Source organism: Yoonia sp., assembly GCF_030731595.1.
In the GTDB taxonomy this organism is placed as follows: Bacteria; Pseudomonadota; Alphaproteobacteria; order Rhodobacterales; family Rhodobacteraceae; genus Yoonia.
Genome location: NZ_JANQTS010000114.1, coordinates 22,420 through 33,905 on the forward strand (window position 1 = coordinate 22,420; position 11,486 = coordinate 33,905).

Genomic DNA, 11,486 nt, shown 5'->3' on the forward strand with positions numbered 1-11,486 from the left:
AGAATTATTCGCAACTGTAAATGAAAATGAGAATGGTTCGCAATTAAGTGATTATGCCGCGGCATAGCATCTTTCTCTACTCCGCCGGTGCCGCCATCATAGTCTTTATCTCCGGCTCTGGCTTGCGGATGCACAGGCGCAAAAGCGGCGGCACGGTCAGCAAGGTCAGGAAGGCGGACATCGACAACCCGCCGACAACAACGGCCCCCAATCCGCGATAAAGCTCCGAGCCTTCGCCAGGGAAAATCACCAAGGGCAGCATCCCCATGACGCTGGTCAGCGTCGACATAAAGATCGGGCGGATCCGGTTGCGTGTGGCCTCTTCGATCGCCGCAATCGGTTCCATACCCTCTTCGCGCAGATGGAACAGTGTTTGGTGCACGATCAGGATCGCATTGTTCACCACGATCCCCACCAGAATGACAAAGCCCAGCAGCGTCAGCATGTCCAAAGGCTGGGGCTGGAACAAGTTCATGACGGCCAGACCACCGACACCGCCGGCAGCTGCGACGGGTACGGCGATCATGATCACCAACGGCAAGACAAAGCTTTCAAACAAGACCGCCATGACAAGGAAAACGATCACCAAAGCCACCACCAGATTGATCTGGATCGCCGACCAGGTCTGGCTGAGCTGATCCGCCGTGCCGGACACGCCCAGCCGGATATCTTGCGGAATGCCCTGCTGCTCAAGCACGGCGACGACTTCGCGTTCCAGCAAGTCTACCGCTTCCTCCAATGGCAGGTTATCCGCAGGCCGGACCTCCAGCGTGACTGTACGCAGCCGTTCCCTGTGGCGGATTTCCGTTGGGCCAGCGGTCAGAACAACATCGGCCAGCGCCGAGACAGGCACGATCTGCCCGCCCGGGGTCACCACCGGATAATTGCCCACGTCTTGCGTGCGCGCGGCCTCGTTGATCGCGGGATCACCCTTCAGGACCAGATCAACCCGCTCTGCCCCTACCGTAATCTCGGCCACGCGCAGCCCGTCGTTAAAGGCGTCAACCGTGGCCGCCAGAGCAGAGCTATCCAGCCCCGCATCGGCAAGCCGCAATCTGTCGGGGATCAAGCGGATCTCGGGCGCGCCCAATTCCAGCCCCGGGATCGGGCGAAACTGGTGGCCTTCGGAGCGCGGCAATATCTGCGACACAAGCCCCGCCGCGCGGCCTGCAACAGCCAAAATGTCATCAAGATCCTGCCCCGAGATATTCAACTCGATTGCACGCCCGCCCCCGACACCGCGCCCAAAGAGCGAGGGTTGGGTCATAAAGCCAAAGGTGCCCGGTTCGGCAAAGATCGGGCCGCTGAGCACGGGGATCAGGTCACCCGCTCGCTGGCTATCCACGGCCCCTGCCCCCACAAAGGAATTGCCCGGGGTCGCCACGAAAAAGAAACTGTCGATTGTCGGCGTGCCGTCTTCGGTTGCCATCGCGGGGGCGGCTTCCCACAAGGGGCGCGCCACCGTTTCGATCCGCTGGGCGATGGTTTCGGTTGTCTCGAGGTTATAGCCCGGCGGCGGAATGATCAGCCCGAAAACAAGGTTGCGGTTGCCCTCGGGCAGGTATTCCAGCTTTGGCAGGAAGGTCCAGCTTGCCACAGCCGCACCCCCTGCGATCACAGCGACCATCAGGATGCCGACGGTCCGGAACCGGACGGTCATGCGCACATAGGCCATCACCGCGGCACGGAAGCCAGAGGCCAGATGATCCAGCCCCCAAATCCGCATCGGTTTTTGATCGTCCTTGCGCAACAGGCGGCTGGCAAGAGCGGGGATCACGGTGACGGCCACCACCAGCGACAGCAGCACCGAAACAGAGATCGCCACAGCGATATCGCGGAACAACTGCCCCGCTTCCAACTGCATCACCAAGATCGGCACAAAGACCAGCACCGTTGTCAGGGCAGAGACAAGGATCGCGCCCCAGACCTGCTTGGCCCCCAGATAGGCGGCATCACGCCGCGAATGTCCGGCCTCGCGCAGGCGGTAGATGTTTTCCAGTACCACAATCGCGGCATCCACGATCATCCCCACCGCAAAGGCGATCCCCGCAAGTGAAATCACATTGAGCGTGCGGCCCGTCGCCGCCATGACCACGAAGGTCGCAACAATCGACACAGGGATCGACAGCGACACGATCACCACCGCCCGCGGCGAGCGCAGGAACAGCATGAGGATCAGCGCCGCGAGCGCACCGCCGATATAGATGTTCTGCGTGACCAGATCGATCGCCCCTTCGATATAGATCGTCTCGTCATAGATTTGCTGCATGATCAGCCCTTGGGCGGACACCGGACCGGCCTGCAATTCCGCCAATACGGCGCGCAGTTCTTCCATGACGGTGATCACATTGGCCCCGGCCTCGCGCACCACGTTGAAGGCAAGCCCCGGTTCGCCCTCGAACCGCAGCCGCGCTGTGGACTCCTTGAAGGCAAAGCCCACATCGGCCACATCGCCGACCCGCACCCGCCCGATGCCGCCGCTGAACGCCTCAGAGCGCAGGACAACATTGCGGATCGCCTCTTCGGTGTTAAGGCTGCTTTCGGTGCGCACCACATAGCGGCGCTTGCCTTCTTCGACATCGCCTGCGGAAATCGAGATATTCTCGGCCCGCAGTTTCTGCACAACTTCCGGCACGGTCAGGCCAAAGCGCGCCAGGCGCTGGGGGTCAACGACCACCTGCAATTCCTGCGTCACGCCGCCAAAGACATTCACGGCCGCCACGCCGGGGATGCGCTCGACCCGGTCTTTCACGATATCTTCGAGGAAATCGCCATAGGTCGGGATCGGGCGTGTGTTGCCATCTTGTGCGGTAATCAGAACCCAAGCAATCGGGCTGTCATCGGCGCCGGAGGTGTTCAGCGTCGGTTCATTGGCTTCGGCTGGATAGCCGCCGACACGGTCAAGCCGGTTGGATACCAGCAAGAGCGACTGGCTCATGTCAGTGCCAATGGCAAATTCCAGCGTGACAGAGGCCTGCCCCGTGCGCGACTGCGAGGTCATGATCTCTAGCCCGTCAAGACCGCGCAGGGTTTCTTCCTGCGGGTTGACGATCTCGCGCTCGATCTCGGAAGGGGCGGCACCGGGCCAGCTTGTCTCGATCACGACGATCGGCTTGCGCACGTCAGGGGCCAGTTGGATCGGGATTTGCGTCAGTGCCAGCACCCCAAAAAGGACGGCCATCAAGACGGCGGCGATGACAGCAACGGGGCGGTCGATGGAGAAGCGGATGAAATCCATCAGTTCGTCTCGACCGGCGTGGCGGCGATAGGTTGGCCGGGGCGCAAACGTTCGTTGCCGCGCACCACGACAAGATCACCGGGGGCTAGCCCCTCGACCACCTCATAACGGTCGCCCAAAGGCACGCCGAGGGTGATGTTGCGGGGCTGGGCCTGATCGTCGGCAGCCACAAAAACCGTCCAGCCGTCACGCGCCTGTACGAGTGCATCCTTGGGGACCGACAGCACCTCGCGGGCTTCACCCACGGGGATATCGACGGTCAGGGATTGGCCGACAGCCGCATCACCGATACGCGCAAGCGCGGGGGCGGAAAACAGCACGGCGCGGGTGCGGGTCGAAGGATCCTCGACCGGCAGAAGTGCGCGGAGTTCCAGCGCCAGTTCCACGCCGGTTTCGGTCTGGGCCGTCACCACTTGGCCCGGCACGAGGAAGGTCGTGTAACGGGATGGTACATTCGCCTGCACCTCAAAGGCGTCGATATCCAGCAGGCGCACAACAGGCGTGCCAGCCTGGATGAACGCACCGGGGATGGTGTTGACTTCCAGCACAACGCCCGAGAACGGGGCTGTGATCCGGCTACGCTCCAGCTGATAGCTGGTTTCGGCGAGCCGTGCCTCGGCGCTTTTCTCGCGGGCCTGTGCCTCGACGAATTGCGCTTCGGCTTCCAGAAAATCGGCCTGCGCATCATCGAAACGGCCTTGGCTGAAAGACGTCCCGCCGCGCAGGGCCTCGATCCGGCCAAGAGCGATACGGGCGCGATCGACACGGGCGCGTGCAGTCTCGATCCCTGCTGCGGCTTCAGCTAACTGGGCCTCGGATTGGGCCACCTGGATGGTCAGCAGATCTGCGTTCAACTCCACCAGCAGGTCACCGGTTTGCACGCGGGCCCCTGCCAGCACGTCCACGACTTCGACATAGCCTGCCACGCGTCCGGCGACGTTGCCGTCGCGCGCGGTGATGACTTCGGCAAAGACAGGGACCGTTTCCGCCAGAGTGCGCAGATCGACGCTCTGCACACCGACTGCCGCAGGCCGGCCCTGCGCCAGTGCCATCGGTCCCGTCAGACCGATCAAGATCACTAAAATTGCTCGCAAACCCATTGTCCGACCCCATCACTTCCATAGGGTAAGCTAGCGTAAGTCGCCCAAAGTCAACGCAGTAGCCCGCTCTTGGCGGGCTTGTTGTGCCTGAACTTAAAGCACTGCACAAGAATTGAGCGGTGAAGTGGAACCGCTGTCGCGTGTTTGCTTTGGGCGGAGGGATTTAGGGCAGCAGATAAAGCCAGACCCAGACAGTCAGGATCGACAGGCCCGTGCCCATCAGCACAGCCGAGGCCGCAACCCGCCGCGCCTTGCCATACATATTGGCAAAGACATAGGTATTGATCCCCGGGGCCATGGCTGCGGTCAGGATGGCCGAGCGCAACGCGGTGTCAGAGAGGTCATTGGCCTTGGCCAGACCCCAGACAATTGCAGGGTGCATGACCAAGGAAATGGCGACAACAAAAAGGATCGTGCGCATATCACCCTCGGGGCGATAGCGGTACAGCACACCGCCCAGGCCAAAGAGCGCCGCAGGCAAAGCCGCCCGCACCATCAGATCAATCGCGTCGGTCAGGACCGAGGGCATGGGGATACCGCCAAGGTTGACGATGAACCCAAGCGTGATGCCGACGATGAGCGCATTATGGAACATGCCACTGATCACCTTGCCCGGCAGCGCCATGATGCTGCCGCCGCGATTGCGGGCGATCTCCATCGCGGTAATACCCACGGCATAGCAGAACGGCGAGTGGACAGCGATGATCGCGTAATTCGCTTCCAGTGCGGATGCGCCATAGGCGCGTTCGGTGATCGGCAGGCCCAAGAGCAGCGAATTTGAAAACAGGCAACAAAAGCCGATCGCGACACTGTCCTCCCAATCGCGCCCGAACAGAAAGCGCGCGCCCAGCAGCCCCGCCAAAAAGCCCGCAAAGGCCCCTGCATAGAAACTGCCCAGCAAGGTCAGGTCAAAGTTCTGTTCCAGATCAAGCGAAGAAATGGCGCGGAACAGCAGGCAGGGGATCGCGAAGCCTTGGGTGAACTTCATCAGTCCATCGACGCCGGCGTCGCTGAAATACCCTTTCCACACAGCAACATAGCCAAAGCCGATGACCAGAAAGACGGGAAGGATGACGTCAATCAGCGCAGCCATTGTGGCTCCTGTTGCTGGCGGCTGCGCCGCACTTTGATGCCTCCGGCGGGGATATTTGGGCTCGAAAGAAGATCAAGGTAAAGGGACCGTAAAGGTCATCCCGTCATAGGCCGGATGCACGTGATCGGGGGTTTCGGCGGCGACGGTGGCGTAATCAAGATCGTTGTGCATGTTGGTCAGGATCGCCTGGCGCGGGGCCACTTTCGCGATCCAGTCCAGCGTATTGGCCAGATGCGAATGGGTCGGGTGCGGCGTGCGGCGCAGCGCATCCACGATCCAAGTGTCCAGCCCTTGCAGTGCGTCCCAAGTGGCCTTTGGGATGGCGGACACATCTGGCAGATAGGCCACATCGCCAATCCGGAACCCGAGAGCGTCGATATTGCCGTGGACGACTTCGAATGGCTGAAGGGTGATATCGCCCCCCGCCCCGCTGATGGTGATATCGCCCGCGATTGTGTTCAGCTCGCAGATCGGCGGATAGGCGGACCCTTTGGGTTGCACGAAGACATAGCCAAAGCGGCCCAGCAGGTCATTGCTGGTCGCCCCGTCGGCCCAGACCTGCAAGGGTTGGTGCGTGTTAAAGACGATCATGCGCAGATCGTCGATCCCGTGCACATGATCGGCGTGGCTATGGGTATAGACAACGGCATCAAGCGTGCCGACATCCGCATCGAGCAGTTGCGCACGGAGATCGGGTGTGGTGTCGATCAGCACGCGGGTGGTCTGGTCGCCACTGGTCCGTGTCACCAAAAGCGAGCAGCGCCGCCGTGCGTTCTTGGGGTTTGTCGGATCACAGGCCCCCCACAGCCCGCCCAGACGCGGCACGCCGCCCGACGACCCGCAGCCCAGAATGGTAAAGCTGAGGTGGTCGCTCATACCTTGGCCTTCCAGAACAGACGGTCAAAGTTCTCTGTTGTTTGGCGCGCAAAATCGGCGTCGGACAGGCCATAGATCGCGGCCCCGGCTTTGGCGGTATGGGCGGTATAGGCGGGCTCGTTCCGCTTGCCCCGAAACGGTGGCGGCGCGAGATAGGGGCTATCGGTTTCCACCAGCACCCTGTCGACGGGGGCTGCGGCAAAGATATCGCGCAGGTCCTGGCTTTTGGGAAAGGCCGCGATGCCGGACATCGACAGATAGAAGCCCATGTCGAGCGCTGCAGCGGCCAAATCCGCACTGCTGGAAAAGCAATGCATCACGCAGGTATAAGCGCCGTTGTCATATTCCTCGCGCAGGATACGCGCCATATCTTCGTCCGCCGCGCGGGCGTGGATGATCAAAGGCAGCTTGGTTTCGCGCGCGGCAGCGATATGGATACGCAAGGATTGCTGCTGGATCGCCGCACTGTCAGCCGTATAGTGGTAATCAAGGCCGGTTTCGCCGATGCCCACGAATTTGGGGTGTGCGGCAAGGGCGATCAATTCGTCCAGCGTGGCCAAAGGCTCGTCAGCTGCGCTCATCGGGTGGGTGCCAGCGGCGTAGAAGACCGGCGCATATGTTTCTGCAATCGCCCGCACCTGCGGTTCCAGCCGGAGCCTTGTGCAGATCGTGACCATACGTGTCACCCCAGCCTCCAGCGCCCGCGCGACGATTGCGTCGCGTTCGGCATCAAAGTCGGGAAAGTCGAGATGGCAGTGGCTATCGACGAGTGTCGCTTGGGTCATCAGGCAGCTTTCAGGCAACGGCTGTCGCTTGCGCCGTTTCTTCAATCTTGAAGATCATATCAAGGATCAAGGCGGCAGGGTCAAGGTTGACAGCGCGGCCATGGCGCGACCGGTCGGTCAAATCCTGTTGCAATTGCGCCCAGCGCCGCGCGGCCCGATCGTCGGGCGCGATGCGGGCCAGTAGTCGCGCCTCGCCCATCGCCCCTTGGGCGCTGGGTTCTCCCATCAGCCCCGCCCGCGCGGCCCGCGACAGGAACAGATCAATCAGATCGAGCGTCAGCCCGAACCGCACATCAGCGGTGCGCCCGGCGCAAGCATCCGCCAGCCGCAATGCGGCGGGGCGGTCGATATGAGGCAAGCTGCTGAACACCTTGATCAACGCGGCATAAAGCGCCAGTCCATCGTGGTTCAAAAGCCGGATCGCATCGCCGGCAGAGCCTCCCGCAAGGGCCGCGAGGCTTTCTCCGTGGTCAGACAAATGCCCCGCCTGCGCCAGCGCCTTTTGCAGATCATCGGCCCCAAGACGCAGACAGCGCAATTCCCGACAGCGCGACCGGATTGTCGGCAAGAGCCGCGAGGGTTGATGTGCCACCAGCAAGATGGTCGCATTGGCGGGTGGTTCTTCTAGTTCCTTGAGGATGGCATTGGCCGCATTGCGGTTCAGCTCGTCTGCGGCATCCACGATAACCACGCGACGCCCGCCATCAGCGGCAGACATATGGAAGAAGTTCTTGAGGCTGCGCACCGCGTCCACGGTGATTTCACTGCGCAGTTTCTTGGTCTTGTCGTCCCAGGGGCGGCGGATCAGCGACAGGCGCGGATGCGCACCCGACTGGATCAATCGCGCATCGGGATGCTCTGGGTCCACGGCCAGCGCAGGATCGCCAAACAGGCCCGCTTCGGGATTCGCCAGCAGAAATGTCGCGATTTTCCATGCCAGCGTGGCCTTGCCTACACCACGCGGCCCCGTAATCAGCCAGCCTGAATGCATTCGGCCAGCGCTGAATGCATCCAGAAAATCGGCCTCGGCCTTGCCTTGTCCGAAAATCTGCGCGGTTTCGCGCGGATGCGGGGCCCCTGCGATCCGGTCAGGTTCGGGGATGTCCTCGTCGCTCATGCGCGACCTGCGATTTCGCTGGCGATCTGGTCAGGCGTCCGGTTGCCGTCGATCAGGATGCAGCGGTCCGGGTTGGCCTTGGCCAGGGCCAGAAAGCCGTGGCGCAGGGTTTCCTGAAACGCGAGGCCGAAATCCTCAAAGCGGTCTTCGCCGGATTTGCGGGCCAAGCCGCGTTCAAGCGCCAGTGCAGGGTCCATATCAATGATGAAGGTCAGGTCAGGTTCGCGCCCGATCATCAGGCTGTGCAGGCTGTCGACCATGCCGCGCAGATCACCCCGCGTGGCCCCTTGGTACACGCGCGTGCTATCGGCGAAGCGGTCAGAAACAACCGTTTTGCCCGCTGTGAGGGCCGGTTCAATCGTCTTTTCCAGATGGTCGCGGCGGGCGGCTGTGAACAGCAGGATTTCTGTTTCAGGCGACCAGCGATCAGGATCACCTGTCAAAAGCAACTGGCGGATTTCTTCGGCACCGGGGCTGCCACCCGGCTCTCGGGTCAGGACCACATCTTGGCCCTGCCCGCGCAAATGTTCCGCGAAACGACGTGCCTGTGTGGATTTGCCTGAACCGTCGATCCCTTCAAAGGTAATGAACCGCGGGTTGGTCATGCCTCTTCTGGCACCTCGGTCGCGCCGCCGGGGCCGAATTTCTGCCAAAGCACAAGGGCGGCCGTCCGCAGACGGATCGAAAAACCACCGCGGGGCACATCACTTTCAGCGATCAGGGGAATACGTTTTTCCGGCAGTTCGTCCAGTGCAATCACCAACTCTCCCAGTTGTTGACCCGCCACAATAGGCGCTTCGATCGGACCGTTATAGACAACCTGTGCGGCGATATCGCCCTCGTTCAAGATTGGCACCAAGACCGAGAAATCTTCTGCAACTGTCAAACCGACCGTCGGAGACGCCCCCATCCAGACGTCGGCAGAGGCGATGCGAGTACCTGCCTCTGCGACTTCCTTTTCAGCGAACTGGCGAAAGGCCCAGTTGATGATCTTGGTGGATTCCTCGGCACGTGCCTGACGACTTTCCAGACCCGTGATAACAAAGATAACCCGCCGATCGCCCTGCTTGGCCGAACCCACAAGTCCAAATCCCGCCTCTTCGGTATGGCCCGTCTTTAGTCCATCCGCGCCAATCCCCATCGACAGGACAGGATTGCGGTTGCTTGAATTGGACGGCACGCGGCCATCGAACGGGAACTCGGTTTCGGCGAAAAGCGGATAGAAGGTTGGAAAATCCGTGATCAAACGATTGGCCAAGATGCCAAGATCCCGCATCGACATGCGATGTCCAGCGGCGGGCCAGCCGCTTGCGTTCACAAAGGTCGAATTCGTCATACCCATCTGGCGCGCACGATCTGTCATCATCCGCGCAAATCCGGCCTCTGTCCCATCGGGCGACAAGGCTTCGGCCAGAACAACGCTTGCGTCATTGCCGGACACCACAATCACACCGCGCAGCAAATCCTCGACAGAAACCCGATCTGTGGTGTCAAGAAACATGGACGACCCGCCGAAACTGGCCGCATGGCTGGAGACAGGAAGAACCTCATCAATCGCCAGACGGCCATCCGCAACAGCTTCGAAGGCCATATAGATCGTCATCAGCTTGGACATGGATGCAGGCGGCAGCGGCTCGCGCGCATTCTTTTCGAACAGCACTGTGCCGGTTGTCTGGTCATAGATATAGGCCGCACTTGCCGCTGTCTCGAAAGCATGCGCCCCGAGCGGGGACAGGATCAAGGTGGCGGCCAAAGCGAGGCGGCGCATGCATTCAAAACGCATCATGGTCATCCTTGCTGGTTTGCAGACTATTCGTCGGCTGCGGCTTCATCGTCTGGCTCTTCAATGACAAACGCATCGACAAACCCCATATCCTTGAGCGCCGTCACCATCCCGGTATCCGTGAGCGGTCCGGCAATCACGCGCCAGACTGTACGTCCGCCCATCTCTTCTGGAAGGACCGCCGCCTGAATGCCCGAAGCAATGATACGCTGCGCATCGGCGCCGGCGTTGGCTTCAACGCTGTAGATACCGATTTGCGCGGTCGAACCCTGCGGCAAAGGCTCTGGCGGCGGGGGGGGCGGTAATGGTGCGGCAAGGACAGCCGACACATCAATGGTCTCTGTGGGTTCGGCGGCATCCGCCAGCTCTTCCGCAGCCACAGCAGCCGCCGCAACGGCCGTTGCGGCGCCCGCTTCGGCGGTCGTTGTGACTGTTTCGGTCGCCTGTGGCAGGACAACTGCCGCGATGGCGGCATCGCTCTCATCGGCGTCATCCGCAGCGACCGGATCAAGCGGCGCGGCCTCGACGCTGACAGGCGCTTCAAGACTTGCGATTACGGGATTGATTTCTGCCTCCGGCACATCCTCGATCACGGTCTCCTCGCGGCGCAGGACAACAACACTCAATTCCGTCGGCGCACCCGCCAGCATCCCCAAGGCTTCAGCCGCATCCGACGAGACCTGCAAAAGCGGCCCCGGATTTTCGCGCTCGCGCCGGAACAAGGCACCAACGATTGAACGCCCCGTCTCGTTATTGCGAATGACAACGCGGTCAGGGTCGGTCACATCGGGGTGCGCAACCCAGACCCCACCCAAGGACGGACGCCCATCCCATAGGCCGCGGTCCGTGACCTCGAAAATATCGGGGCGTTCAATATCGACGCCTTCCTGTACCCGCTGGCCCACCGCATTCGCCGGCAAACGCTCTGTCGATTGCGTTCCACCCGATGAAGGTAGCGCGAAATCGCCATTCTCATCACATGCAGCCAACCCCATCGCGGCAACCAGCGCCAGCGATAGCGGCCATTTCTTGGCGTCCAAATACACTAAACCCGTCATTTCCTGCCCCTTCGTTACACCCCCACCCAAGGGGAAACCGGCCGTTTATCAGCCGTCTTTGTACCTGCTCCGCGCTTGTTTGGGTCGTCAACACCCCGGCCACTCACAGCCACCAAACCCGTTTTTTGGCACGATAGCGCCCGTTGCCGCGTTTTGAAAGGCTCTAGGCGTTTCTCTCGGCGGTTTTCCCCAAAGTGTGAACGTGCTTTTCGAATCACAAACGACCCGCTAACAGGGCCAAGTCGGAGGAGTGGCAGAGTGGTTGAATGCACCGGTCTTGAAAACCGACGTAGGTGAAAGTCTACCGTGGGTTCGAATCCCACCTCCTCCGCCAGCGCAAGCTGTCCGAATTTGCCGGACCACTTCAGGTTTGACATGGGTCAATTCCCAGTGACAATTTATGGGGCTACCGGGTCAGTTCTCAATGACATTCAAC

At 61.2% G+C, this 11,486-nt stretch carries 9 protein-coding genes and 1 tRNA gene; 1 reads left to right on the forward strand and 9 read right to left on the reverse strand.

Features of this window, described 5'->3' with window-relative positions; genetic code table 11:
• Positions 1-76 precede the first annotated feature (76 nt).
• From NWQ23_RS14130 to NWQ23_RS14170, 9 genes are all read right to left on the reverse strand, one after another.
• Positions 77-3,238 carry an efflux RND transporter permease subunit gene (locus tag NWQ23_RS14130; protein ID WP_306167033.1) on the reverse strand — a complete coding sequence of 1,054 codons (3,162 nt, stop codon included), beginning with the start codon at positions 3,236-3,238 and terminating at the stop codon, positions 77-79.
• Positions 3,238-4,338, reverse strand: coding sequence for an efflux RND transporter periplasmic adaptor subunit (locus NWQ23_RS14135; RefSeq protein WP_306167034.1), 1,101 nt, complete (start codon positions 4,336-4,338; stop codon positions 3,238-3,240). The genes NWQ23_RS14130 and NWQ23_RS14135 overlap by 1 nt, the downstream gene beginning before the upstream one ends.
• A 163-nt stretch (positions 4,339-4,501) precedes the next feature.
• The gene (locus NWQ23_RS14140) at positions 4,502-5,431 is read right to left on the reverse strand and encodes an AEC family transporter (RefSeq protein ID WP_306167035.1); all 930 of its coding nucleotides are present in this window, start codon (positions 5,429-5,431) and stop codon (positions 4,502-4,504) included.
• Between the two features lie 72 nt (positions 5,432-5,503).
• Entirely contained in the window at positions 5,504-6,307 is an 804-nt protein-coding gene (locus tag NWQ23_RS14145; RefSeq protein ID WP_306167036.1) for an MBL fold metallo-hydrolase, read from the reverse strand.
• Positions 6,304-7,092 carry a TatD family hydrolase gene (locus tag NWQ23_RS14150; protein WP_306167037.1) on the reverse strand — a complete coding sequence of 263 codons (789 nt, stop codon included), beginning with the start codon at positions 7,090-7,092 and terminating at the stop codon, positions 6,304-6,306. Before NWQ23_RS14150 ends, NWQ23_RS14145 begins: the two co-directional genes overlap by 4 nt.
• Before the next feature lie 10 nt (positions 7,093-7,102).
• Entirely contained in the window at positions 7,103-8,209 is a 1,107-nt protein-coding gene (locus tag NWQ23_RS14155) for a DNA polymerase III subunit delta' (RefSeq protein ID WP_306167038.1), read from the reverse strand.
• Positions 8,206-8,814 carry a dTMP kinase gene (gene tmk / locus NWQ23_RS14160; protein WP_306167039.1) on the reverse strand — a complete coding sequence of 203 codons (609 nt, stop codon included), beginning with the start codon at positions 8,812-8,814 and terminating at the stop codon, positions 8,206-8,208. Before tmk ends, NWQ23_RS14155 begins: the two co-directional genes overlap by 4 nt.
• Complete coding sequence (locus NWQ23_RS14165; RefSeq protein WP_306167041.1) at positions 8,811-9,977, reverse strand: D-alanyl-D-alanine carboxypeptidase family protein; 1,167 nt, start codon at positions 9,975-9,977, stop codon at positions 8,811-8,813. The genes tmk and NWQ23_RS14165 overlap by 4 nt, the downstream gene beginning before the upstream one ends.
• A gap of 41 nt (positions 9,978-10,018) precedes the next feature.
• The gene (locus NWQ23_RS14170) at positions 10,019-11,050 is read right to left on the reverse strand and encodes an SPOR domain-containing protein (protein ID WP_306167040.1); all 1,032 of its coding nucleotides are present in this window, start codon (positions 11,048-11,050) and stop codon (positions 10,019-10,021) included.
• A gap of 244 nt (positions 11,051-11,294) precedes the next feature.
• Here NWQ23_RS14170 and NWQ23_RS14175 point away from each other — a divergent pair.
• Positions 11,295-11,384: transfer RNA gene (locus tag NWQ23_RS14175), tRNA-Ser, on the forward strand.
• Positions 11,385-11,486: the final 102 nt, after the last annotated feature.

What these genes read in the sequence shown, in the direction of transcription:
- NWQ23_RS14130 (WP_306167033.1), bottom strand. Translation starts at nt 3,238, where the DNA reads ATGGATTTCATCCGCTTCTCCATCGACCGCCCCGTTGCTGTCATCGCC.
- NWQ23_RS14135 (WP_306167034.1), bottom strand. Translation starts at nt 4,338, where the DNA reads ATGGGTTTGCGAGCAATTTTAGTGATCTTGATCGGTCTGACGGGACCG.
- NWQ23_RS14140 (WP_306167035.1), bottom strand. Translation starts at nt 5,431, where the DNA reads ATGGCTGCGCTGATTGACGTCATCCTTCCCGTCTTTCTGGTCATCGGC.
- NWQ23_RS14145 (WP_306167036.1), bottom strand. Translation starts at nt 6,307, where the DNA reads ATGAGCGACCACCTCAGCTTTACCATTCTGGGCTGCGGGTCGTCGGGC.
- NWQ23_RS14150 (WP_306167037.1), bottom strand. Translation starts at nt 7,092, where the DNA reads ATGACCCAAGCGACACTCGTCGATAGCCACTGCCATCTCGACTTTCCC.
- NWQ23_RS14155 (WP_306167038.1), bottom strand. Translation starts at nt 8,209, where the DNA reads ATGAGCGACGAGGACATCCCCGAACCTGACCGGATCGCAGGGGCCCCG.
- tmk (WP_306167039.1), bottom strand. Translation starts at nt 8,814, where the DNA reads ATGACCAACCCGCGGTTCATTACCTTTGAAGGGATCGACGGTTCAGGC.
- NWQ23_RS14165 (WP_306167041.1), bottom strand. Translation starts at nt 9,977, where the DNA reads ATGCGCCGCCTCGCTTTGGCCGCCACCTTGATCCTGTCCCCGCTCGGG.
- NWQ23_RS14170 (WP_306167040.1), bottom strand. Translation starts at nt 11,050, where the DNA reads ATGACGGGTTTAGTGTATTTGGACGCCAAGAAATGGCCGCTATCGCTG.